Annotated in this window: 22 protein-coding genes; 11 read left to right on the top strand and 11 right to left on the bottom strand. The window is 36.5% G+C overall.

What is annotated here, in order from left to right; genetic code table 11:
* Nucleotides 1-90 precede the first annotated feature (90 nt).
* Entirely contained in the window at nt 91-807 is a 717-nt protein-coding gene (locus FLUTA_RS00580) for a pyridoxine 5'-phosphate synthase (protein WP_013684902.1), read from the top strand.
* 83 nt (nt 808-890) lie between these two features.
* Here the strand turns inward: FLUTA_RS00580 and FLUTA_RS00585 are convergent, their stop codons facing one another.
* The 7 genes from FLUTA_RS00585 to FLUTA_RS00615 all read right to left on the bottom strand — a co-directional run bounded on the left by FLUTA_RS00585 (nt 891) and on the right by FLUTA_RS00615 (nt 9,989).
* Entirely contained in the window at nt 891-1,712 is an 822-nt protein-coding gene (locus tag FLUTA_RS00585) for an alpha/beta hydrolase (protein ID WP_013684903.1), read from the bottom strand.
* Nucleotides 1,713-2,609 carry a hypothetical protein gene (locus FLUTA_RS00590; protein ID WP_013684904.1) on the bottom strand — a complete coding sequence of 299 codons (897 nt, stop codon included), beginning with the start codon at nt 2,607-2,609 and terminating at the stop codon, nt 1,713-1,715. It lies immediately after the preceding gene.
* A gap of 115 nt (nt 2,610-2,724) precedes the next feature.
* Nucleotides 2,725-5,868, bottom strand: a complete 3,144-nt coding sequence (locus FLUTA_RS00595; protein ID WP_013684905.1) for an efflux RND transporter permease subunit — start codon at nt 5,866-5,868, stop codon at nt 2,725-2,727.
* Between the two features lie 13 nt (nt 5,869-5,881).
* Nucleotides 5,882-6,931: an efflux RND transporter periplasmic adaptor subunit gene (locus FLUTA_RS00600; protein ID WP_013684906.1), complete on the bottom strand. Its 1,050-nt coding sequence runs from the start codon at nt 6,929-6,931 to the stop codon at nt 5,882-5,884.
* A 24-nt stretch (nt 6,932-6,955) separates the two neighbouring features.
* On the bottom strand, nt 6,956-8,257 hold the full coding sequence (locus FLUTA_RS00605; protein ID WP_013684907.1) for a TolC family protein: 1,302 nt from the start codon (nt 8,255-8,257) through the stop codon (nt 6,956-6,958).
* Between the two features lie 26 nt (nt 8,258-8,283).
* Nucleotides 8,284-8,904 carry a TetR/AcrR family transcriptional regulator gene (locus tag FLUTA_RS00610; protein WP_013684908.1) on the bottom strand — a complete coding sequence of 207 codons (621 nt, stop codon included), beginning with the start codon at nt 8,902-8,904 and terminating at the stop codon, nt 8,284-8,286.
* A 377-nt stretch (nt 8,905-9,281) separates the two neighbouring features.
* Complete coding sequence (locus tag FLUTA_RS00615; RefSeq protein ID WP_148235363.1) at nt 9,282-9,989, bottom strand: hypothetical protein; 708 nt, start codon at nt 9,987-9,989, stop codon at nt 9,282-9,284.
* A gap of 84 nt (nt 9,990-10,073) precedes the next feature.
* Between FLUTA_RS00615 and FLUTA_RS00620 the strand changes: the two genes are divergently transcribed.
* Nucleotides 10,074-11,006, top strand: a complete 933-nt coding sequence (locus tag FLUTA_RS00620) for a DMT family transporter (RefSeq protein WP_013684910.1) — start codon at nt 10,074-10,076, stop codon at nt 11,004-11,006.
* A 71-nt stretch (nt 11,007-11,077) separates the two neighbouring features.
* The gene (locus tag FLUTA_RS00625; protein WP_013684911.1) at nt 11,078-11,995 is read left to right on the top strand and encodes a DUF58 domain-containing protein; all 918 of its coding nucleotides are present in this window, start codon (nt 11,078-11,080) and stop codon (nt 11,993-11,995) included.
* A 7-nt stretch (nt 11,996-12,002) separates the two neighbouring features.
* Here the strand turns inward: FLUTA_RS00625 and FLUTA_RS00630 are convergent, their stop codons facing one another.
* Nucleotides 12,003-13,436, bottom strand: a complete 1,434-nt coding sequence (locus FLUTA_RS00630; protein WP_043023546.1) for a DUF4301 family protein — start codon at nt 13,434-13,436, stop codon at nt 12,003-12,005.
* 102 nt (nt 13,437-13,538) lie between these two features.
* On the opposite strand from FLUTA_RS00630, the gene FLUTA_RS00635 reads away from it, so the two are divergent.
* Nucleotides 13,539-14,225, top strand: coding sequence for an O-methyltransferase (locus tag FLUTA_RS00635; protein WP_169312043.1), 687 nt, complete (start codon nt 13,539-13,541; stop codon nt 14,223-14,225).
* A gap of 75 nt (nt 14,226-14,300) precedes the next feature.
* Here the strand turns inward: FLUTA_RS00635 and FLUTA_RS00640 are convergent, their stop codons facing one another.
* Both FLUTA_RS00640 and FLUTA_RS00645 read right to left on the bottom strand, forming a co-directional pair.
* Nucleotides 14,301-14,660, bottom strand: coding sequence for a cytochrome c class I (locus FLUTA_RS00640; protein ID WP_013684914.1), 360 nt, complete (start codon nt 14,658-14,660; stop codon nt 14,301-14,303).
* A 1-nt stretch (nt 14,661) separates the two neighbouring features.
* Nucleotides 14,662-15,498, bottom strand: coding sequence for a hypothetical protein (locus FLUTA_RS00645; protein WP_013684915.1), 837 nt, complete (start codon nt 15,496-15,498; stop codon nt 14,662-14,664).
* Between the two features lie 93 nt (nt 15,499-15,591).
* Here FLUTA_RS00645 and FLUTA_RS00650 point away from each other — a divergent pair, with 93 nt between their 5' ends.
* The 7 genes from FLUTA_RS00650 (at nt 15,592) to FLUTA_RS00680 (ending at nt 25,058) form a co-directional block, all read left to right on the top strand.
* Entirely contained in the window at nt 15,592-16,143 is a 552-nt protein-coding gene (locus FLUTA_RS00650; protein ID WP_013684916.1) for a cob(I)yrinic acid a,c-diamide adenosyltransferase, read from the top strand.
* A gap of 113 nt (nt 16,144-16,256) precedes the next feature.
* The gene (locus FLUTA_RS00655) at nt 16,257-16,478 is read left to right on the top strand and encodes a DUF2795 domain-containing protein (protein ID WP_013684917.1); all 222 of its coding nucleotides are present in this window, start codon (nt 16,257-16,259) and stop codon (nt 16,476-16,478) included.
* Between the two features lie 135 nt (nt 16,479-16,613).
* Nucleotides 16,614-17,033, top strand: a complete 420-nt coding sequence (locus FLUTA_RS00660; RefSeq protein WP_013684918.1) for a hypothetical protein — start codon at nt 16,614-16,616, stop codon at nt 17,031-17,033.
* A gap of 161 nt (nt 17,034-17,194) precedes the next feature.
* On the top strand, nt 17,195-18,277 hold the full coding sequence (locus FLUTA_RS00665; protein WP_013684919.1) for an efflux RND transporter periplasmic adaptor subunit: 1,083 nt from the start codon (nt 17,195-17,197) through the stop codon (nt 18,275-18,277).
* 24 nt (nt 18,278-18,301) lie between these two features.
* The gene (locus FLUTA_RS00670; RefSeq protein ID WP_013684920.1) at nt 18,302-21,511 is read left to right on the top strand and encodes an efflux RND transporter permease subunit; all 3,210 of its coding nucleotides are present in this window, start codon (nt 18,302-18,304) and stop codon (nt 21,509-21,511) included.
* Entirely contained in the window at nt 21,501-22,937 is a 1,437-nt protein-coding gene (locus FLUTA_RS00675; RefSeq protein WP_013684921.1) for a TolC family protein, read from the top strand. The genes FLUTA_RS00670 and FLUTA_RS00675 overlap by 11 nt, the downstream gene beginning before the upstream one ends.
* Nucleotides 22,938-23,444: 507 nt before the next feature.
* The gene (locus tag FLUTA_RS00680) at nt 23,445-25,058 is read left to right on the top strand and encodes a T9SS type A sorting domain-containing protein (RefSeq protein ID WP_148235365.1); all 1,614 of its coding nucleotides are present in this window, start codon (nt 23,445-23,447) and stop codon (nt 25,056-25,058) included.
* Between the two features lie 68 nt (nt 25,059-25,126).
* Here FLUTA_RS00680 and FLUTA_RS00685 read toward each other — a convergent pair whose 3' ends face one another.
* Nucleotides 25,127-25,381 carry a hypothetical protein gene (locus FLUTA_RS00685; RefSeq protein WP_013684923.1) on the bottom strand — a complete coding sequence of 85 codons (255 nt, stop codon included), beginning with the start codon at nt 25,379-25,381 and terminating at the stop codon, nt 25,127-25,129.
* Between the last annotated feature and the right edge of the window lie 179 nt (nt 25,382-25,560).

Consider the following 25,560-nt stretch of genomic DNA (forward strand, 5'->3'; position numbering starts at 1 on the left):
AACCCCTAAGATTACCAAGATGATTTTGGATAAGTTTAACATCAATAAGCGGTAAATCCTCTTTATCTTAGCGCTCAAATGATTCAAAGTATGACAAAATTAAGCGTAAACATCAATAAAATTGCAACCATCAGAAATGCACGTGGAGGTAATACTCCGAATGTGGTGCAAGTCGCAATTGACTGCGAACGTTTTGGAGCGGCTGGAATCACCGTTCATCCAAGACCAGATGAACGACACATTACAGGGAAAGATGTCATGGATTTATCTAAAGTAGTTACTACCGAATTCAATATTGAAGGTTATCCAGATGAGCGTTTTATGCAGATGATTGAAGCTATTCGTCCTGCTCAAGCAACCTTGGTTCCAGATCCACCACATGTACTTACAAGTAATGCAGGTTGGGATACGAAAGAAAATTCAGCTGTTTTACAAGATATTATTCGCAGACTAAAATCGTGGGGAGTTCGAACATCTATTTTTGTAGATACTGATTTACAAAACATTGAATATGCATTAGAAACTGGAACAGATCGCATTGAATTATACACTGGACCTTATGCTGATAATTTCTCTATCAATAAAGAACAAGCCATCGAACCATTCATTATTGCATCCAAAAGAGCAATAGAATTAGGGTTGGGACTAAATGCTGGTCATGATTTGAATCAAGATAATTTGCGCTATTTCAAACAAAACATTCCTGAATTAGCAGAAGTCTCTATTGGTCATGCGTTGATTTCAGATGCGCTTTATTTGGGATTGGAAAATACGATTCAGAGATATAACTATTTATTGAGAGATTAAGTTATTACTCGTAAAATCAAGATTGAAAAAACAATTACCTGGGTAACTGGTGGATAATCTTACACTTATCCCTAAAAGTAATTTTAAAGTCGATTTTCCAATATTTTCTGGATGTATCCATTGATTTTTTTCTTTTGACGACGAGTTCCCTCATCATTCATTTCATTGTGTGTGATTCTTCTCAGCTGAATAATTTGAATACCAAGCGAATCACACATTTCTGGTGAAGGAATTACACCCGAATCCGCAGTCTTATCTGTAGACCTTAAACTAGAATACTGGGGACTGAAAGTGAGTGGAAATGGAATTCTCAAATGATCCAAAGTGATTACCTTTCGAATCAAGTTTGGGTAATCCTTGGCCATTAGAACACTCATGTCTCCCCCATTTGAATGTCCAATTAAGTCAACTGATTTTATAAACAAATTGGGATGTATTTCTTTGAAATGATTTAAAACAAATAAGATATTTTCTTCTCCTCGTTTCCAAAACGGCATGCGGACTTCTTGCATAACCCCTACTTTTGGAAGGAGAGAATCTCCAATTAATTCGTGTTGAATACTCAAGGTCCAATATCCTAAACCTGCCAATCTACGGGTCAAGTAAGAGTAATTGGTATAATTGGTTGGATAGTTGGAACCGTATCCATGACTGAAAATAACCAATTGAATAGTATTCGTGGAATCTTTATCCACTTTTGGAGCATACAAAGCAACAGGTATTCTTCGGAAACGAGCATTATCAAACACTTCATATTCCTCCACTAGAATTTCTCGTTGTTTTTTATTTATCTTTTTCTCAGAAATACTTTCAGTTTCAGATGACATCGATGCAAAACCAGCAATCGCTAGGATTAAGATACCTCCTAAAACTACAAAAAAGCGATTTTTCTTTTGTTTCAACATTTACTTGGAGACTAATGAAAAATTCAATCCATCAACAGTGACCGTTCTTACTTTTTCTTCGGAATCTGTAACTTTGTAAATAACTTTCATTCCTTCGCTATTTGGAACCGTTGTCATTTCCGACCAAAGATTACCCAAGCAGCTTTCTACATCTTCTGTGCGGTATTCCAACAAGTTTCCTTTGAGATCAAATTTCAATAGCATAAATCCGATTTCCATTCCTGCTCCACACATTCCATTTGGATTAGCTGTTGAAGGAGCGCTGTACCTCAATATCACCTGATAATCCATAATTGTCTTTTTAGCAACAAAAATGCTGTAACTAAAAGAAACTAATCCAAACTGATCTAAATCAATGTATTTTTTCTCATCGTTGGCTAACGGAAGTACTAAAAACTCATTGTGTTTATCCAAATAAATACTGCTTGTATTGAAAGTGACATTCAACTCTTTTTGATTGTTTTTCCAAATTCCACGGTAATTGTATTCCGAATAACTGAGCTCAATTTTTTCAGAAAACCCAGAACGATTAGTCAGCTCATCTGTGATTTCCATCGGGTTAGAAACCGTTGAAATCATTCTTTTTATGCTATCTGTCCTCAATTTATCTGTAAACGAATACAGGGTTATTCCTCCTGCATAATAAATACCAACTAAGGGAATTTCCGTTTTGACATTATCGTAATAATACCATCCTGAAACGGAAAAACTGAGCCAATTTTCAGGAGAATACTGTTCAAATTTCAAGTAAGCTGTAATGGGATATTTATCATCAATCTGACCATGTATAATCTGATCGGAAATCATAAATTCTTCAATGTAGATTTTATTTTGCTGTGCTTTCAAAGTAGAAATACTTATGATTAGCAATAAGCTTGTGAGAAGTAATTTATTCATTTCAAATTGGTTTCAACTCTAAATTACAATTAAATCTGAAAAACTTAAAATTGAAAGTTTGAAGCAAAAAAAATCCGACAGTGATAGTCTGCCGGATTTCCATGTGTTAGTTAATTTAAATCACTCCGTGAACGGTAGCATCGTCATCTCCTTCGAGATTTATTTTCTTTCTTGTAAATTTCGCTTGCAATCTGTCAACGACATAATACATAATCGGTACTACAATAATAGTCAAGAACATTGAACTTGTCAAACCACCTATCAAAATCCATGCTAATCCATTCTTCCATTCTGCACCAGAACCCGTTGCAGTAGCAATTGGAATCATACCAACAACCATTGCAATTGTTGTCATAAGAATTGGTCTCATCCGTTCACGAACAGCTTCTAAAAGAGCATTATACGTAGAACGACCTTCCGTTTTCAAGTGATTGGTGAAATCCACAATCAAAATGGCATTCTTGGCTACCAATCCAAGGAGCATCAACATACCCAGCATCGTAAATATCCCCATATTCGAAGATGTTAAATTCAGTGCTAAGATTGCTCCAATCAATGAAACCAAAATAGAGAATAGTACTACAAATGGATAAACAAAATTATCATAAAGCGCCACCATAATCAAATAAACGAGGATCAATCCAATCCCCATCGCAGTACCAAGTGCTCCCATGGACTCTTTCTGACGTTTTACTTCACCTCCCCAAAGCATACGCACATTCTTATCTAACGGTGCTTTTTTCAGATAATTCGTGATTGAATCAGCAACTGATCCAGCAGCCGTTCCCAATACATAAGATCTCAAAGTTGTATTTGAAATACGATTTTTGCGTTCCAACTGACCATAACCATTTTCAATAGATACATCTGCAAACTCACTCAACCGAACTTGCTTTCCATCATTGGTAACAAAGGTCATTTCATTGATATTATCCATGTTACTGCGATCATACTTATCCAACATGATTCGAATATCGTATTCCTCACCCTTGATATCAAAACGCGCGTCATCATTTCCAGTTAAACCATTTTGCAGCTGCATTCCTACACTCGCAATTGGCAAACCTAACTGCCCCATTTTCTCACGATTCAATTCAATCCGAACTTCTGGAGAAAACTCATCTGTAGAAATCGATGGATCTTTTGCTCCTGGGATACTTAAAATTTTCGTTTTCAATCTTCGCGCTTCTCTCATCAATAAATCAGAATCATCTGAAGAAAGGAAAATTTCAATTGGTGCCTCTTCCGAATCAACCATTCCCATATTCAAAGCCTTCACTTCTACCCCAGGATATTTGTTTTGAATTTTCATTCTGATTTCATTCATGTATTTCAAAGTAGGATACTTCTTCTGCATATCCTTCTTCATTTTAACCGTGATCTCAGATCTATTCTCCTGACCGAAAGAAGCCGCTCCCATCCCTGAAGAGGGGCCACCAACATTCGAGAAGACAATATCGACAATATTATTCTTCTGAGACAGAATCATTTGCTCAATTTCAAGTGTGGTGGTATTATTCTCTTCAAAAGTGGTGCTCTTATCGTACTTCAACTTAATCATGAATTTACCTTGATCTCCCTGAGCAACAAACTCCTGTCCTACGATTCCAAGTCCCATGGTTGCCATACTTGCAAAGAAAATTGCAATAACTCCAAGTCCCATAATCAATTTATGTTTCAAAGACCAAGCAACCAATTTCACATACCCATTTGTAAAGGAATTGATACCGCTTTCAAACCACATTAAGAAACGTTGGAATGGATTTTTCCGATTTAGTTTCACTTCCTTAGCCAAACGTGAAGCCAGCCATGGAGTCAAGGTAAAACACACCAATAAAGACATCAGGGTTGATACCACAACTACAATCGAGAACTGACGCAAAATATCTGAAATTGTTCCTTCAATAAAGACAACAGGAGAGAATACCACGACATCCACTAAAGTAATTGCCAATGCAGTAAATCCAATCTCATTTCGTCCATCCAAGGCCGCTTTTCTTCTTCCTTTCCCCATTTGTAAGTGGCGGTAAATATTTTCCAAAACCACGATGGAGTCATCCACGAGAATACCAATTACGAGCGACATTGCCAAAAGCGTCATCAAGTTCAAGGTATACCCCAACATATACATTGCAATAAATGTCGAAATTAATGATGCAGGAATTGCAATCAATACAATCATTGCATTTCGCAAACTGTGTAAGAACAACATCATTACTGCAGCTACAAGTAGAACTGCTAATTCCAAATCATGTAGTACTGCGTCAACCGACTCAATCGTTGGAAGCGAAGTATCCGTTGCAACTGTAAATTTGATTCCTTCTTTCTTATATTTTGCTTCAATCTCCTTGAATTTTTGCTTTGTGAGATTGGCCATATCCACAGCATTCGCATCACTTTGCTTTTTAACCCGAAGACCAATCCCATTTATTCCGTTGTAACGGCTCACAGTTATTACATCTTCAGAACCATCAGCAACATCAGCAACATCACCCAAGCGAACAGAAGACGTTCCATCGGTATAAATGATTAGGTTTCTCAAATCATCAACCGTTTGGAATTTACCTGCCAAACGAACCGTCATTTGTTCTGTTTCGCTTTTCAATTTACCAGTCGGAAATTCAACATTTGCAGCTGCAACAATTTGATTTACTTGTGCTAATGACAAGCCATACATTTTTAATTTGTCTTTATCTACGTCAACTCTGAAAGCTCTTTTTTCCCCTCCAATTACCTGCACTTCTGCAACACCTTTGGTTTGCTTAATTTGTGGAAGAAGCTGTTTATCCATCAACTCCATGAAATCACGATCATCCATGTTTTTGGCAATCGCACTTACTTGAAGTACTGGAGAAGCATTGGGTTCAATTTTAGCGATTATTGGAGCCTTCGCTCCTTCTGGCAAATCGTTCAATATATTATTAACCTTTCTTTGTGCATCTTCCAAAGCCATGTCAATATCTGCAGAAGCTTTAAACTCCAGCATTACTACAGAAGCATTATCCATGGAGAATGTGGTAACCTCCGAAATGTTTTCAAGGCCACTCAGTGCATCTTCTAAAGGTTTAGCTACTTGTGTCTCTACCGTTGCAGGAGAAGCACCAGGATACAAAGTTGTGACTGTAAGAATTGGCGGAGAAAAATCCGGCAATAGCTCATAGCTCAACTGATTATAACTTATTAGACCTCCACCAATCAAAATTGTAAAAATTACAATAATGAAGGAAGGTCTCTTAATGGATAGTTCCGTTAATGTCATGACCTGAGTTTAATTAATTGGTTTTAACATTTGTCTTGTCTTGAAGATTCACTTGTCCTTTAACAACGATGACATCTCCTTTTTTAATTCCACTAACTACTTCAATGTAATCTCCATCTGAAGTTCCAGCAGTGAAAGTTGTCAAATAAGCAACCTTATTGCGAACAACATATACTTGTGGATTTTTAGATGATCCAACCAAAGCCAAACGAGGAACGGAAAGTCTTGTAACACTTTCGTTGTTTTTCAAACGAACTGAACCGTACATTCCTGCCATCAATTCTCTTTTTGGATTAGGTACTGTAATTTGTACTTTGAAATTGTGTGCTTTATCAGCTACAACGGAGATATTACTTATCTTACCAGGGAATTCTCGCACTCCATAAATATCTGCACGAATAGCAACTGCTTGACCCAATTTGAATTTTAACACATCTCTTTCTGGAACATTTACAGTCAATTTCAAGCTTGAAATATCTGTTAACTCAAACAATGGTGTTCCTTGTCCAACGAAAGATCCTAAATCAACCATTTTTTTGGTGATAACGCCTGAGTAAGGAGCCGTAATGGATGTGCTTTTGATTTGTTTTTGAATTTGTTTCTTTTGCAATTCACTTGAACGAACACCCAATTTTGTTTTTTCAACTTGTACACCTGAAACTGCATTTTCCCTTTCAAGATTTGAATAACGTCTATCGTCATTTTTCTGACCTTCTAAACCAACATCTGCACCTTCTAATTGTAATTGTAGCATCTCATCATCTACTTTAGCCAATAACTTTCCTTGACCTACCTGATCGCCTTCTTCAAATCGAATCGAAACTACTTTCCCGTTTGCATCAGATCCAACTACATTTTGACGTGCTGGGTCAAACGATCCCAAAAACGATAATGAACTTTCAAATGAATGGTCAACTGGAGCTCCTGTTTTTACAAGAACAGCAGCATTCACATCATTGATGAAAATTTTAGCTTGAACTTCTTTTTTGTTTGACATCAATTTAAAAACTACAAGTCCAACTAGAACTACAGCTACTATGATAATTGTGATAACTCTTTTCATTTCTATTTAAGTTAATCTGATTTATTATTTAATATTTCCTATATTCTTCAAATACTCCAATTCTGCCTGACGTAACTGCACATATGCCACAACTAGGTTTGTTTGAGACTGCTGCAAATCCGTACTTGCTTTCACAAGATCGTTAGAATCCACTGTTCCCTCGTTATATTGAAGTTCGGTTTGTTTGTAAACACTTTGGGAAAGCTTTAATTGTTCCTGAGCAATTCCCAATGAATTTACCTGAATTTCAATTTGGCGTTTTGCATTTTCTGTCTGCATATGCAATTGTTGATTTAACAACTCTTCCTGATTTTCCAATTTCATGTGTGAAATCTTGGTTACTTTTTGTTTGTAGTATTTTTCCAAACCATCAAACAAAGTCCAATCCAAACGAATTCCTAAAAATGCGGAAGGAATTCCTTGGCGCACCTTATCTTCAGGTTTCATATTGTATGTATAATTATAACCAGCAACAAAAGACAGAGATGGTAAGTACGCCATATTATTCCCTTTTTTCTCTTCTTCATTCATGCGGATTTGTGCTCCAATCAATTCCATTTCTGGGTAGTTGATTGTATTTCCATCTACCAAAATGGATTTCTCAACCAAATCATCAGATGCCAATGTGATTTTCTGATCTTCCGGTAATCCGATCAAAATTTTCAAAAGCATTTCCAATTGATCCTTGTTTGCCAAAAGTGTTTGCTTTCCATTTACCGAGTTCAAACGGTTGATACGAAGTTTATCTACTTCTGTTTTAACGATTAATTTCTGACGCTCCATTGCCTCCATATTTCCAATTAGGCGATCAATGTTCACCAAATTAGAATCCACAAATCCAATCTGTTTATTGATTGCTTGAAGGTTGAAAAAGGTGTTTGCAACCTGAGTCTTGCTATCGCGCTCCGTAATTTTTTGTTGAATCTCAAGGACTTCCTGCTGGATTTTCAAGGTGCTAATTCCATAATTAATCTGCGGATTGAACAGAATTTGCTGCAACTGGATAGAGTTACTAAAAACGAATGGAACACCAAATTTCACTGCTTGGTAAGTTCCTGGAGCCCCTCCAAAAATCTCACCAGGCAATAACTGCCCCTGGATAATCGCGTTGTACCTGTAATCAGCATTCGCTACAATCTTTGGGTAACGCGCAGTTAAATAAGACGAAATCTGACTTTTATTCATCGTTACGTCCAAACGGGAGTTAACAATGGATAAATTGGCAGTATCCGCCATTTTCAAACATGTTTCTAAGTCTAGTACTTGAGCAGAAGCATTACTTCCAACTCCTAAAACCAAGAGCACACCTAATAAACCATTTCTCATTTTTAAATCTTTGTTTAATTGAAGTGTTATTTATTTGTATTTGGGATAAATAAATATCCGATGATCATTTCCGTAACGTACTGTTTTTGAAGCATCAATCGCTCCTGGGATTCATCGTCTGTCAAACTGTTTAAATATTTCATTAAAGGCTTGGCCATAAATGGGTAATGACAATTAGACATAATCAGTAGCATAATATTTGTCAAATCCATTTTACGAATAATTCCTTTTTCTTGAGCTTCCAACAATTCTTCAAAAACTCCTGTTGAACCAATCTTCTCAAGAATTTTAGCATGATCAAACTCACACTTATCTCCACGAGAAAGCTCGGATAAAATAAAGCGTGGAATATCTGGATGAAGAGTTAAGAACTCGTATTCTCTTTCAATGAAAATACGCAATTTCGCTTCTAAACTGAGGTCTGTTTTGAACACTTCAACGGTAGAAAACATAAAATCTTCCATCGCAGCTTCAAAAACCAATGTGAAAAGCTGTTTTTTGGAGCAAAAGTAATAGTTTACAAGTGCAACATTCATTCCTGCCTCTTTCGCAATCTCTCGAGAAGTACAGCCATCAAAACCCTTCGCTATAAAGACATTCTTTGCAGCTTCTCGGATTTTCACTTCTGTTGATCGTTCTTTGCTCATATTTTTAAAATCGGCACAAAATTAAACGCAAATTTTAAACAAGCGTTTAAATTACAGAATATTATTTGTTAAAATAAAACAAAGACACTTCAAACAGTAGTGCTCTGAGTTAAATTAAAAATTAATCTTGCTCTTTATCGCAGCAAATTTCGGAGGAAAAAGAGATAAAACCATGAAAAATCGGTGAATGGTAACAGACTTCCTGTGAATGGTGGAAACAGATAAATGAAATGAACCTCACAGATGACAAAATTAGAAGGCTCTAAGGTAGAGATAGTCCAAAACTAAAAACCTCTTTGAATAGTTCACCTTTTTGAACTAAGTAGCCCTGATCATAGCCGAATAAAACTCTTTAAAACTTCTTTTCAACCGCTTGTTTAAGGCTCATCTAAAAAGACATCCGAACGCTGATTTTTGAAGTAGTAAGAAATTGCAAATCCAACGATTAATGATTGAGTTGGTGCTCGTAAATCTTTAGCCGTATATCCCCCAGAAGTAGTTGACCCTACTCGATACCCGTCAAAATGATATCCTGTAAAATTATAGCCAATAATCCAACGATAAGCAACCGCTTCATCAGATGCTAAAACAATAGATAACGTTGGTTCAACATACATGGCTAAAACATCTTGCTTTCCGTATTTCTTGGTACCTGAAGTATTAAACCAATGCTGTGCAATTCCTGTTTTCACCCCAAGTTCCAATCCTAAACGAGGTCCAACCCAACTTGTCCAACCCAATTCGATATCTCCACCGAGTACATGCATACCCCCATAAATAGATTGAACTTTCTTATGATCCGCAATAGAATCATCGCTTACGCCTGGTTCAAAAGGAATTCGGTATTCATTCACCTTGTAATACATGTATCTTGGACCAAAAGCCACATACCAATGCTTAAAAGGCTTGTATTGAATCTTCGGATGTGCAGTCACAATCCCGTTTAGATAATTACGAAACATTTTATTCCCCATCCCCATGGGGAGTGCCAATTCTCCAGTAATATTCCATTTATCATTACCAATCTGAGCATTTGACTCTGTAATTGAGCACACAAGCACTAAAATAATTAGAAATTTTCTCATGAAAGCAGGGTTCTTTTGCATAAATCTACGAAAAGGATTCAAATACTTAACGTCCAATTTCATCTTACATTGTACTTTTAGCTCATGATAAAAGGGATTCTCTACATTATTCTATCTGGAATAGCTTTTTTTATTATCAATTTCTTCGTGAAAATGCTAGGAAATCCTGACAATGCAATCATTCCTGATCTTCAAAAATACCCAGCACACGAACTTGTTTTTTTTAGAAGCCTCGTTTCTTTTGCAATTAGTGCAACAATCATCAAGTACAAAGGGCTCTCCTTACTTGGAAACAACCGAAGATGGCTTCTTTTAAGAGGAATCGCTGGAATGGTAGCTTTAACATTATTCTTTTTCACCTTACACAAACTACCATTAGCAATTGCCTCTACGTTACAATACCTGTCTCCTATTTTCACCGTGCTGATCGCCTCTCGTCTCTTTCATGAAAAAGTTAGTAAAATTCAATATCTCAGTAGTGTCTTAGCTTTTCTAGGGGTTGTTTTTATTGGTTTTAATGGAATTTTCAATGGTTTGGAGAATCAAAAACTAGATTTGGTTTGGATGATTCTTGGAGTCGTTTCGGCTATTTTATCTGGAGTTGCATACAATGCCATTTCAAAACTAAAAGACACCGAAGAAACAATCAATATCGTCATTTATTTCCCTATGCTAGCCTTGCCATTAACAGGAATTTGGTGTCTTTTTGACTTCACATTTCCCCATGGAATAGAATGGATCATTTTACTGGCCATTGGAGTACTCACACAAATTGCTCAAGTAACGATGACACGAGCTTTCCTTTCTACAAACACCGCAATTGTAGCTCCTTTTCAATATATAGGAGCGATTTACGCACTCATTTCGGGATGGTTTGTTTTTAATGAGAAATTAGCTACCGCTTCAATCCTTGGAGTATGTTTAGTTCTTTTGGGAGTAATCATTGGAACTGTTTTCAGAGCAAAAATCAAAGAGAAAAAGCTGATAACCGCTCTGACAAATGAACAACAAGCATAAATTCAATTGAATATCTTCCTAAAAAATTGAAAAGTAGAAGCAGACATCTCTTTTATCCTTATTTTCGAAACATGTCCAAAATACAAAAAGATCAACTAGCTCAATTTGGCAATTTAGAATTGCTTGCCAAACAAGTTGTAGAAGGTTTCATCACTGGAATGCATAAAAGCCCATTCCATGGCTTCTCCGTGGAATTTGCAGAACATCGTTTATATAATCCTGGGGAATCTACACGACACATCGATTGGAAATTGTATGGCCGATCTGAAAAAATGTTCACTAAAAAATATGAAGAAGAAACCAACCTAAGATGTCAAATGGTTATTGATGTTTCTTCATCCATGTACTACAGCGGAAAAAATGAATTGTCTAAATTAGATTTTTCGGTTCTTGCTGCGGCATCTTTATCTGAATTATTAAAAAGACAACGCGATGCCGTCGGACTTTCACTCTTTCACAATAATCTGTTTTTGCATACTCCAGCAAAATCATCTCCGGCCCATCATAGATTCTTGTTACATGAAATGGAAAAGCAACTGCACGAATACCAAGCGGTTGATTCTAAAACAACAGAAACTATTTCCTGTTTGCACGACGTAGCGGAATTATGTCACAAGAGAAGTTTAATCGTCATTTTCACCGATTTATTGGATGACCCTTCCAAATTGGATGAGTTTATGCAAAGTATTCAGCACATGAAACACAACAAACACGAGGTGGTTTTATTTCACGTGATGGACAAAGCAACGGAAATAGATTTTGATTTAGGACACAATCCTATCAATTTGATTGATATGGAAACTGGAGAAAAAATGAAATTACAACCTTCAGAAATCAAGGAAAAATACACAACTGAAATCAATCGTTACTTCAATGAAGTGAATTTAAAGTGCACACAATACAACGTTGATTTCTATACAGTCGATATCAAAGACTCCATTCAGGATGTATTGGTGAAATATTTATTGAAACGACAGAAACTTTACTAATTGAAAATTATGTTGGTTGATGCGCTTTATCCAACAAATCCAAAATTGATTTTACGGGACTAAACGTTTCACTTGGTATTTCAACAAAAACCGTATTCCATTTCGCCATAGAGCCATTCCAAAGTCCTGGAAGCTCCACAAAATTAATGGATTGACCTTTATGTGATTTACTTACTTTGAAATACGCATTTTCATCTTTGAAAACATCTAAATCAATCGAAGTACCATCTACATTTCTTCCCTGACACACCATAATCACAGGATTAAAATGGGACGATTGAATCATGACACGTACTTGATCACTTTTTGGATTTATCTGAGCTTTTTCAACTATTTGCTTGGTGACCTCACCGTTATTTTCCACCCAAAAAGGTCCGCCACCGGGTTGTCCTTCATTTTGTACCATTCCACAAATACGCAAAGGACGATGCAACAATTCCAATTTATCGCTGTTTGACAACTCATTCACAGACTCGTGAAAAAGTTGATAATTCTTATTGAAATGACTCCATCCTTCATCCGAAAAATTGGTCACTAAATTAGTAATCTCTCCCTGAACCTCTAAAAATAGCCCTCCCAACATTTGCTGAGTTTGAATGGATGTTGAAGAATGATTAAAATGCTGAATATTATCAATATTCTTAATAAAAATAAGATCAGAATCTACACTTTTAAAATTTTCCAATAAAGCTCCATGTCCAGCTGGACGAGTCAAATAATCGCCTTCTGGATTTGTAATTGGTTGGAAATTCTCATCAAATGCAATGGCATTCGTAGCACTGTTTTGCACCGAAAAATCAACCTCAAACTTACGTGAAGTCATTCCTTCTAAAAATTCCAATTGCCTCTGAATATACTCTTGAAACTTCGGTTGAATCGTAAAATGAAACGAACAGGAATTTTGATTAATCAACTGACCTTGAACAACATGTTCTTGAATCGGACATAGCAAAAATGGGCCGTTTTTATGAAAAGGAATCAAGCCTTTTGGTAAATGCGCCAACCCATATCCTTTATTATTCAAAATGAAAGAAACAAACGCATCCAAATCCATACTACGATCTCTCAATGCCTTTTGAATAGCAAGCGGAAACTGATGAAAAAATGCAAAATCCTCAATGTGAGTTAAAAATCGCTCCACATACCCACTATTGCTTTCATTGGGAGCTTCTAAGAACTCAAACAAAAAATGAAACATTCGAGAACCCGAACCAGAAGCTGGAATGAAAAATGAAATTTTCTTATTCGAACGATAAAATGACTGAGCCAATTCAACGATTTTGTCATCACTTAGAGCAATGATTCCTTCTTGAATTCTACACGCAGACACCAGATTCAACGATGGCTGAGGAGCTCTTAAACGTTCTAGTTGTAATTCTATAGTTGTTTTCAGCATAAGCATGCTTTCTGTAGCGTTTTTTTGTTTCTTTGCGTCATGCAAAACTCCAAATCAATTTTCGGATTTTTACTCAAATCAAAAGGAAGGCATGGAATCCATTCCCCTTTCGTCTTTGACTTCGTTGACAACTGTCTAACGACAAAAGTGGATAAAAATTTTCTCAATTCAAGAAAAAATTGGTTGCAGAAAGCCAAAAAGGACCGCGAACAATTTAAAATCACCGACTTAGGAGCTGGATCGAAGCAAATGGGGAAAACCAGATCAGTTTCTGAGTTAGCTAAAAAAGCAAGTAGTGCTGGGATATATGGTGAAATTCTTTGGAAAATAGCACATCACTATCAACCGAAACTCTTATTGGAGCTTGGAACTTCCATTGGAACTGGCTCCATTCATTTAAAATCAGGAAATCCCAATTCACATCTAATAACTGTTGAGGGTTGCGACCGTATTTTATTGAAAGCATCCCAACAATTTGACACATGGAACCTGACTGGAATTACAACAATCTGCGCTTCCTTTGATGAGTTTGTAAAGCTTCCCTGCATTGGAGGAACCTACGATCTTATTTTCTTGGATGGAAATCATTCCGGAGAAGCCACATTAAGATATATTGATATGCTATTCCAACATACAGATCACAATACGGCCTTTATTTTGGACGATATTCGTTGGAGTGATGGTATGTGGAATTGCTGGAATCAATTGGTGAATGACGACCGTTTTCATGTGTCAATTGATTTAGGTCGTATGGGAATTCTTTGGCGACGAGATGAGCAAACAAAAGAACATTTTACTATTCGTCCGAAGATTTTTAAGAATCGATTTTTTTAAGATCTATTTGTAAAAACAGAGGGTCGCGATTAATCGCGACCCTCTGTTTTTTATAGGCATTTCGCCAACCATTTTTTATTTAGGAACAGATCCCATCGTAATCAAATAACGAAGTATTTTCTCTTCTCCACTTGCGTCAACAACGGTGCTACCCAACTTTTTATTGACTTTCACCACCATTCTTGGAACAATTGTTTTCCACTCAGACTCTGGTTCGGAAGTTGGTTTTTTCAAACGATGACAAAGGGCGCAATTTGCTTCGAATAATTTCTTTCCATCATTCAATTCCTCTAGGGTATATCCTGGGAATTTAGATGCAACTCTATCTACATCAGATTGAGAAGGCATAGCCTCCACTTTAGCTGTTGAATTTTTTGCTGTTCCACAAGCAACTAAAATTGCTATGAAACCGATTGCTAATAGGCTTTTTTTCATCTTACTTTTGATAAATTGGTGTTCTTTTCAATAAATAATTCAATGTAGTCTTGTATGCATCATCTGAGCTCCAAAAGGATTGATGATCTTGCGAGAAAATAGTTTCTCCTTTGTCAGTATAAATTGCCATTGTAACATTTGTCGTGTAATTCTGTGAACTGTAAGAAGAAGATGCTCCACTCACCGTTCCTACCGATCTATTGGAAGAAGTATTTCCTTTTGTATTATAGGTTGTAGAACCACTAGTACTGCTACTAACGGATGTTAAATCTTGCGTAATTGTCCCTTGAATAACATATTCTACGCCCAAGACATTACAAATTTCTCCCATTGTAAAACTGCGGACATTCGCACCGGTTATCCCTGCCTTCAACAACAACGCGTTTGTGGTAGATGTTGGCTGAACAGTCATATAGCCCGAATGTTGATTCATAATATTGAAGACTTCATTTTGAACTTTGTAAGTCATTTCCTGGCCAGCATCTTGCTTATTTACCAAGTAACTAAAAGGCAATATGGCTATTTTATTTTGATGAGCTTCTAAACCCGATTTGGCAATGGAATCTGCTTTTGCGGAATTTGACTTTGGAGAATTGAACATCTCTATGCGCCCGCTAGCAAAGGTAATCTTCGCAATATCTGACTTTTTAATGGAATAAACCAGTGTTTCTCCTGCATAAACAAACTTGATCTCGGTATCTCCAATTTCCTGAATCTTACCTGTCAGCTCATCACCTGAAGTTTTCAGAATCACATCATTTTTCTGTGTTAATTGACCAAATGAAACAGAAGTCATTTGAATAGCGAATAATACCGCCAAGGATAAAATGAATTTCATAGTTAATGTTTTTGTTCTACCAAATGTACAATAAATCGACAAATCTTTCTTATTCTTCAAAATTTCGTTTTAGAAAATAATTACTTTTAAAGAATGAAAGTTTACACGAAAAAAGGAGACGGTGGAACTACCGGTTTAATTGGAGGAACAAGACTTCCAAAACACCACATTCGAATAGAAAGTTACGGAACTGTTGACGAACTGAATAGTTATATTGGATTACTTCGTGACTTAATAAACGAGGAATCGAAGAGTCTTATTTTGATTGAGATTCAAGATCGTTTATTTACGATTGGATCACAGTTAGCAGCAGATCCTGTTAAATCGAAAATGACTTTGCCTGAACTCTTTGAAAGTGATATTACTTTTTTAGAGAATCACATTGATGGAATGGAGACTGAACTTCCTCCGATGAAATTTTTCGTACTTCCTGGAGGAAATGCAATTGTATCTCAATGCCATATCGCACGTTGCATTTGTAGAAGGGCGGAACGATTGGTATCACAATTAAGTGAATCGGAAACTGTTAGTCCCCTGATTAGCGCATACATGAATCGATTAAGTGATTACCTATTCGTACTATCTCGAAAATTGGCTCACGAATTGAATGCTATTGAGACTCCTTGGAAACCAAGAACACACTGAAAATCAAGTGTTAAAAAATAAAATCAAAAGTTTTTTTTAAAACAGCAATAAAACACTTGGTTTTTTTTAGAATAAGATTATTTTTGCGCAATTAAACAACAATTTTACAAAACATGTACTGGACATTAGAACTAGCATCGTACTTAGAAGACGCACCTTGGCCGGCAACAAAGGACGAGTTAATTGACTTCGCTATTCGTGCAGGTGCACCATTAGAAGTAGTTGAGAACTTACAAGATTTAGAAGACGAAGGCGATGTGTATGAAAGCATCGAAGAAATTTGGCCTGATTATCCGTCTAAGGATGACTTCTTATTTAACGAAGACGAATATTAATTAGAAATTAATTCAATCAAAAGGTTCTCAAATTGAGAGCCTTTTTTTATGTCCTATCAAAAGGGATCATTGAATTAACCAATATTTAACACCACCAAATTTGGTAGTAACCCAAGTCTCGATTAGTTTTGTCCTATGAAAAGTTTGCTTATCGGATTTTTTCAAATTTTGTGCGTACTTCAAGTTTTTGGAGCAGGACAGTTAACTACAAATCCAATCAACCAAACTCATTCAACTTCTAACCTCATCCATAAACAACAACCTGAACACAGTCATTTTGTTGTTAAAAATTACAAATCAAACTCTTCAATTGACAACAACTCTTCCTTTCCAAGTGAAGAAACAGAATTTGTCTTCGAAAACATTGAAGAAGAAACTGAAGATTTCGCATCTCAAAAACACTTAGTCAGTAATCTTTACTTTGCAGGAATTCCAATAGATCAATCGCTCGATTACCTCTATGGAAATTCCAAAAGCAATTCTTTATTCTATGAGCATTCTTCTTTTAGTGTTTCCACTAAAAGACATGTCGTATTCCAAGTTTTTAGAATATAGATCCAGCAGACAAATTATCCATTGTCTCATTCTATTTTTTCCTATCAATTGATAACTAACTGTTTAAAAACAATTGTACATTTAGGAAAACTATTGCTGGATCAAAAAAATCCAAAACACAATTTTACATCAAAAACGAATCGTTTTTAAAAACAATTATTATGAAGAGAGTTCTCATTCTCATGGGCCTGTGTGTTTCCCTAATCAACACAAGTTGCCAAGATAAAAAAGAAGAAAAAGAAGTGTTAAGCAAATTATTAGTCACTAGTCCATTGATGAAAGACACCACAATCATCAAAGATTACGTGAGTCAAATTCATGCTATTCAACATATTGAAATCAGAGCCTTAGAAAAAGGATACTTGCAAAAAATATTCGTAGACGAAGGTCAAATGGTGAAAAAAGGACAAATCATGTTCCAAATTATGCCTATGATGTATGAAGCTGAAATGCACAAATCTCAAGCAGAGGCAGACTTTGCAAAAACAGAATATTTGAATGCTAAATTACTAGCTGACAGCAACATCATTTCAAAAAACCAACTTGCATTAGTTAGAGCCAAATATGATAAAGCAAAAGCTGAATTATCTCTATCTCAAGTTCGCTTAGGGTTTACCCAAATCAAAGCCCCATTTGATGGCATTATGGACCGTTTCCAAGTGCGATTAGGTAGTCTTGTTGATGAAGGTGATTTATTAACAACACTTTCTGACAATAGTAAGTTATGGGTTTACTTCAATGTTCCAGAAGCTGAATATTTAAATTTCAAAACCGTGGATCAAAGTGACAACATGAAAAATGTACGCTTATTGATGGCTAACAACGAACTTTATGAAAATCCTGGGGTGGTTGAAACCATTGAAGCTGATTTCAATAATGAAACAGGAAATATCGCCTTTAGAGCTACATTTCCGAATCCAAAAGGATTGTTGAGACATGGTGAAACTGGAAGTATTCAAATGGTGGTTCCATTGAAACACGCATTAATTATTCCTCAAAAAGCAACGTATGAAATTCTTGAAAAGAAATATGTCTTTGTTGTAGATAAAAACAGTGTTGTCCATACGCGAGAAATTCAAATTCGTTCTGAAATGCCTGATTTATACGTAATCAAAGGCGGATTGAAACCTGAAGAGAAAATCCTTCTGGAAGGTATTCGTAAAGTAAAAGATGGAGACAAAATTACTTACAAGTACCAAGAACCTAATTCCGTAATTTCTAATCTGAAAGTTTACACCGAGTAATTCACCTTCTAATTCAATCAGATTATGTTTAATAAATTCATACATAGACCTGTTTTAGCAATTGTGCTATCATTGGTTATCATTTTCATGGGTGTACTTGCAATTAGTGGTTTGTCAACATCACAATTCCCCGAAATTGCTCCTCCGACTGTTATTGTTAGAGCTTCTTATCCGGGAGCGAGTGCAAAAGTATTGACCGAATCCGTGCTCATTCCATTGGAACAAGCTGTAAATGGTGTTCCTGGAATGAAATACATGACTTCCGATGCGACAAGTGCTGGTGAAGCAAATATCCAAATCGTTTTCAACTTGGGTACTGATCCCGATCAGGCTTTGGTTCAAGTAAACACACGAATTGCTCAAGTCTTAAATCGTTTACCTGTTTTGGTTCAGCGAGAAGGAGTAATCGTAAACCGAATCATGCCAAGTATGTTGATGTATGTCAACTTATACAGCAAGGATCCAAAGGCTGACATGAAATTCATTTTCAACGTTGCTGGGGTAAATATGATTCCTGAATTGCAACGTATCAATGGAATTGGTCAGGCAAGTATCTTAGGGAGTCGCCAATATGCGATGCGTATTTGGTTGAAACCAGATCGTATGCGAGCTTACAATATTTCTACTGATGAAATTATGGAAGCACTCAATTCACAAAGTGTGATTGGTTCACCAGGACGTATTGGAAGAAGTGACGGAAAACGTGCAGAGGCACTGGAATACGTATTGACGTACAAAGGCCGTTTCAATGAGGCAGATGAATATAAAAATGTCATTATTCGATCAAATCCAGAAGGCGAAATTCTACGTTTAAAAGACGTTGCAGAAGTCGAACTGGGAAGTGAGTACTACGATATTTATTCCAATAAAGATGAATATCCTTCCGCCGCAATTGTATTAAAACAAACGTATGGAAGTAATGCAACGGAAGTCATCGAGCGTGTAAAAGAGAAACTAGAAGAGTTGAAAAAAACATCTTTTCCTCCAGGAATGGAATACGAAATTAGTTATGACGTTTCTAATTTCTTAGATGCTTCGATTGAAAAAGTCATCCACACGCTTGGTGAAGCTTTTATCTTAGTGGCATTGGTTGTTTTCCTTTTCCTTGGAGACTTACGCTCTACCCTTATTCCAACAATTGCCGTTCCCGTTTCCCTGATTGGAGCATTTATGTTCATGCAATTATTCGGTTTAACAATCAACTTGATTACTTTATTCGCATTGGTATTGGCAATTGGAATTGTGGTCGATGATGCAATAGTCGTCGTCGAGGCGGTCCATGCCAAGATGGAAGAAGAACATCTTTCACCTTACATGGCCGTAAAAAAAGTACTCAAAGAAATCAGTGGTGCCGTCATTGCAATTACCTTATTGATGACTGCTGTTTTCGTTCCTGTAGCGTTTATGACAGGTCCGGTTGGTATTTTCTACCGCCAGTTTGCAATCACCATGGCAACTTCGATTGTGTTATCTGGTTTGGTTGCATTAACCCTTACTCCAGTTCTTTGCGCCATGTTATTGAAAAACAATCATGGTAAGCCTCGAAAAAAGACACCAATTAATCGTTTCTTAGATTGGTTTAACAGAGGTTTTGAAAAATTGACAGGAAGATATGTTGGTCTTTTAAATCGAATTGTGAATAGAAAACTAGTCACATTCATCATCCTACTTGGTTTTGGTTTAGGGATTTTTGGATTGAGCCAGAAATTACCTTCTGGATTTATTCCAAGTGAAGATCAAGGAATGATTTACGCCATTATTCAAACCCCTCCAGGATCAACACTTGAAAGAACAAATGATATCGCCAGAAAACTACAGGCAATTGCTGAAAAAGTACCTGGTATCAAATCGGTTTCCGCCTTGGCTGGTTACGAGGTATTGACGGAAGGTCGCGGTTCTAATGCTGGTACTTGTTTGATTAACTTGGATCCATGGTCCGAAAGAAAGCACAACGTACAGGAAATCATTTACGAACTGGAAGAAAAAGCAAAAGTCATTCCAGGCGCAACGATTGAATTCTTCGATCCGCCAGCAGTTCCAGGATATGGTGCAGCGGGAGGTTTTTCCCTACAATTATTGGATAAAACAAACACTGGTGATTATTTGGAATTGGAACGGGTAAATACCGAGTTCATGAATGCATTACGCAAACGAAAAGAAATCACGGGTTTATTCACCTTCTATAGCGCAAATTATCCGCAGTACGAACTTCAAATCAACAACGATTTGGCGATGCAAAAAGGAGTTTCTATCGGAAATGCGATGAACACGCTATCCATTTTGATTGGTAGTACCTACGAATTAGGTTTCATTAAATACCAACGTTTCTTCAAAGTATTCGTTCAAGCTTCTCCAGAATACAGACGGCTTCCAGAAGACATTATGAAGTTGTATGTCAAAAACGACCGTGGTGAAATGGTTCCTTTTTCTGCCTTTATGAAGATTGTTAAATCACAGGGAGCAAATGAAATCAACCGTTACAATATGTACACAACAGCTTCCATTAGAGGTTCTGCAGCGAAAGGGTTCAGTAGTGGTGAAGCAATTAAAGCAGCGCAAGAAGTTGCGAAGCAAAACTTGCCAAGAGGTTATGATATTGACTGGGGAGGACTTTCCAAGGATGAAGTAATGCGTGGAAATGAAGCATTGTATATTTTCATCGTCGTGTTGATTTTCGTATATTTTGTATTAGCGGCTCAATACGAAAGTTTCATTATTCCTCTAGCAGTTATATTCTCTCTTCCTGCAGGAATTTTCGGATCATTCTTTTTGCTTCAAATAATGGGATTGGAAAACAACATTTATGCTCAGGTAGGGCTCGTCATGCTCGTCGGACTGCTCGGTAAAAATGCCGTTTTGATTGTAGAATTCGCCATGCAGAAACACCACGAAGGTTCTACTGTTTTAGAAGCTGCAATTGAAGGTGCAAAAGTACGTTTCCGTCCAATTTTAATGACCTCTTTTGCATTCATCGCGGGATTAATTCCATTAGTTATCGCAACAGGTCCAGGAGCAATTGGTAATAGAACTATTGGAGCCTGTGCACTTGGTGGAATGCTCTTCGGAACCATTTTCGGAGTAATCATTATTCCAGGTTTGTACTACATATTTGGATCACTTGCAGCAGGTAGAAAACTGATTAAAAATGAGGAGGATAGTTCCTTAACAGAAGACTTGGTGCATGCAATAGACAATTTTCCAACAACAGATGAAACTCCAGACAATGAGCACTAAAAATAAAATCAGTAGCTGGCTACTTATTGCTTCATTAGCAGTAGCTGTATCAGCTTGTAAAAGTTTGAAAATAGCTAACAAGACTGAAAATAGATTTACCCCTGCGAGTTATCAAGGCTCGCAGGATTCAACCAATACTTCAAAAGTACATTGGAAAGATTTTTTCAGGGATCAAAACCTGATTGCATTAATTGATACCGCTCTAAAAAACAATCAGGAGTTGAATATCATCATGCAAGAAATCAATGTTGCGAAAGCAGAAGTTAGAGCTAAAAAAGGAGAATATTTGCCTTCAGCTGGCCTCGCTGTTGGAGCTGGCCTTGACAAAGTAGGACGCTATACAAGAGATGGGGCTGTAGAAGAAAACCTACCAATCAAAGATGGAAAAGCTTTTCCTGAGCCACTTGGAAATTTCATGGTTGGCTTCAATGCTTCTTGGGAAATTGATATTTGGCGGAAATTGCGAAATGGTAGAGATGCTGCTGCTTCGCGGTATCTAGGAACTGTTGAAGGGAAAAACTTTATGGTTACAAATTTGGTGGCCGAAATCTCCGAATCTTACTATGAATTGATGGCTTACGATAATAAGCTCATGATCTTGACGCAAAACTTGGAAATCCAAAAAAATGCACTAGAAATAGTCAAAATGCAAAAAATCGCAGGTGAAGTGACCGAATTAGCTGTCAAAAAGTTTGAAGCAGAAGTCTACAAAAATCAAAGTCATCTATTTTATTTACGCCAACAAATCGTTGAAGCAGAAAATAGAGTAAACTTTTTAGTAGGTCGCTTTCCGCAACCCGTTATCCGAAATTCAACTGCATTCCAACAAATGGTTCCCGATACGATTTACTCAGGAATTCCTTCTCAACTGTTAGAAAATCGTCCCGATATTCGTCAAGCAGAATTGAATCTTGTGGCTTCAAAACTAGATGTGAAAGTGGCAAGAGCGAACTTCTACCCTTCTTTGCGAATTACTGCTGGGGTTGGATATCAGGCGTTCAACGTGAAATACTTGATCAATTCGCCTCAATCGTTACTTTACAACATTGCGGGGGATTTAGTTGCTCCACTAATTAACCGAAATGCCTTAAAGGCGAAGTATTTTTCGGCAAAAGCAAAACAAATACAAACGGTTTACAGTTACGAAAAAACGATCTTGAATGCTTACATAGAAGTAGTCAATCGGATGTCAAAAATTGACAACTTGAAAAACAGTTATGATTTGAAACAACAGCAAGTAGACGCATTGACACAATCCATTACCATCTCAACGAATTTGTTTAAATCCGCAAAAGCAGATTATATGGAGGTCTTAATGACCCAAAGAGATGCCATCGAAGCGAAATTTGATTTAGTAGAAATCAAGCAAGAACAACTTTCCAATATGGTAAGTATGTACCAATCATTGGGAGGTGGATGGAGGTAATCTCAAAAAAATATAGAATAAATCAACAAGAAAAGCATTCGTCATTGGCGAATGCTTTTTCGTTTAAGTATTTTAGTTAACTCTATGCTATTAATTGAATTGGGGGTTAAGATCCTTTTCACTCGTTTTTTAATGATCAAAAATAAATGAATTTATATCTGCAAGAAACATCCTGAAAAATACTACTGATTATCAACGATTTACATCCAATCAAATTGATTAGCGTTGGAAAAATCCATTTTTTGAAATAATATTGACAAAGAAGCCAGTTGGACTTCTTAGTATGAAAAAAGCCTTCGTTTGCATCTGGAAAACACAAATAAAACTCAATTACAGCATCATAAACACAAATATGAGGAGTTACAAGAAAGAATGTTTTTCGTGCAATTCACCCAATAAATCTTCCCCCGCTCATTGTTTCCACCTAATTTTACAGTTGTTTTGATTTCAGAAAATCAACTTATCTTTAGCGTAAAATCACCGATTCAATCGGAACAAACCTATTTTATGAAAAAAAAGCTACACTTAATCGCCTTGACTACATTTCTAGGCATGAATGCACAAGCGCAATTCAACATGACAGCACAAAACTGGACAGTACCTACTTTGGCTCAATATGCAGATGACATTGATCAAGTGAATGGAGGCAACTATAGTCTTGTCGATATCAACGGAGATGGATTTCCTGATTTAGTTGATGCACAAGACAATGTAACTTATGATGTTTGGTTGAATGGGAATAGCCCATACTGGAAAGTATATTTAGGAAATGGCTCATCTTTCAGTACCACAGCTCAGAATTGGCCGATTCCATTATTAGAAAACTATGCTAATGGATTAAATACGGTAAACGCAGGCAGTTACTCTTTGGTAGATATCAATGGAGACGGAAAACCAGATTTGGTAGATGCTCAGGACAATAACTCAGGAGTAGTTTGGTTAGGAACTGGAGGTTTAGGATATTGGAAAGTATATCTAAATAATGGAACTTCATTTAGCACAACAGCACAAAACTGGACAATTCCGACCATGGAAAGCTATGCAGAAGAATTGGATCAAGTAAATGGACTAAATTATAGCTTAGTTGATATCAACGGAGATGGAAAACCAGATTTAGTAGATGCTCAGGACAATAACTCAGGAGTAGTTTGGTTAGGAACTGGAGGTTTAGGATATTGGAAAGTGTATCTAAATAATGGATCTTCATTTAGCACAACAGCACAAAACTGGACAATTCCGACCATGGAAAGCTATGCAGAAGAATTGGATCAAATAAGCGGGCAAAATTATAGTTTAGTTGATATCAACGGTGATGGAAAACCAGATTTAGTAGATGCTCAGGACAATAACTCAGGAGTAGTTTGGTTAGGAACTGGAGGTTTAGGATATTGGAAAGTGTATCTAAATAATGGAACTTCATTTAGCACAACAGCACAGAACTGGACAATTCCTACCATGGAAAACTATGCAGAAGAATTGGATCAAATAAGCGGGCAAAATTACAGTTTACTTGATATGAATGGAGATGGAACCCTTGATTTAGTAGACGCTCAAGACAATAGCTCAGGCGTTGTTTGGTTAGGAACTGGAAGTGTTCCTTATTGGAAAGTATATCCAAACAGCGGTAGTGCATTCAGTACAACAGCTCAAAGTTGGACAATTCCTGTAGTGGAGACATACGTAGATGACTTGGATCAAGTAAACGGCGCCAATTACACTATTGTAGATATGAATGGAGATCGTAAACCTGATATGGTAGATGCTCAAAATAATGCTTCAGGAGTAGTTTGGTTGGGAGCAGGAAATGTTCCTTATTGGAAAGTATACCTAAACACTACTGTATCTCCATACTTAGGAATAGAGAATCCAGAAATGGGGACTTTGGTACAATTAAACGTTTATCCAAATCCTACAACAGGAACAATATCCATTAATCTTTCAGATTTAGAAAACGAGAATCAAGTTCGAATTTCAAACAGTGCAGGTGTTGTCATTTATGATAAAGCAATAACCGAGCAAGTTTTGTTTAATTTTGACTTATCAGAGTATCAATCGGGATTGTATTTCATTACAGTTACGAATAGCAATCAAGTATACAATGCGAAAGTGATAAAGGAATAAGCAATTGATTTTTAATCAACTATTTAAAGAAATAGTTTAAAGCATTCGTCCTATGGGCGGATGCTTTTTTAGTTTTCTAACATTCTCTGGAATCTTTCTAAATCAAACTTAAGTTCATGTATATTATCATTCCAATATTGTAAATCAATATCATCATTCTCCTCTTCTATTAAAAATGAAAAAGGCTTCATCGATAATCTAACTTCAAAATGAGTGTTTAAAACTTCAGACCTGAAACCATCCACGGAAATAACCCATTTTGAGTTTTTATTCATTCCAATCACATTTAACCTATTTTTAGCCTCTTCTAAATCAAAAAACATATGCCTTATTTTACAATAAACATAGCTGTTGAAATCAACAAGTTAAGTCTTTGTTAAAAGCTCGATTCGATTGTGAATAACCAAAAAGGCCCGATTTCAATGAATCGAGCCTTTCTGAAAATTTATATTGTCTAGTCCTGAAATAGCGATATACAAAAAGAAACGTTATGAAAAAGGAC

It is taken from the genome of Fluviicola taffensis DSM 16823 (assembly GCF_000194605.1).
Lineage (GTDB): Bacteria > Bacteroidota > Bacteroidia > Flavobacteriales_D > Crocinitomicaceae > Fluviicola > Fluviicola taffensis.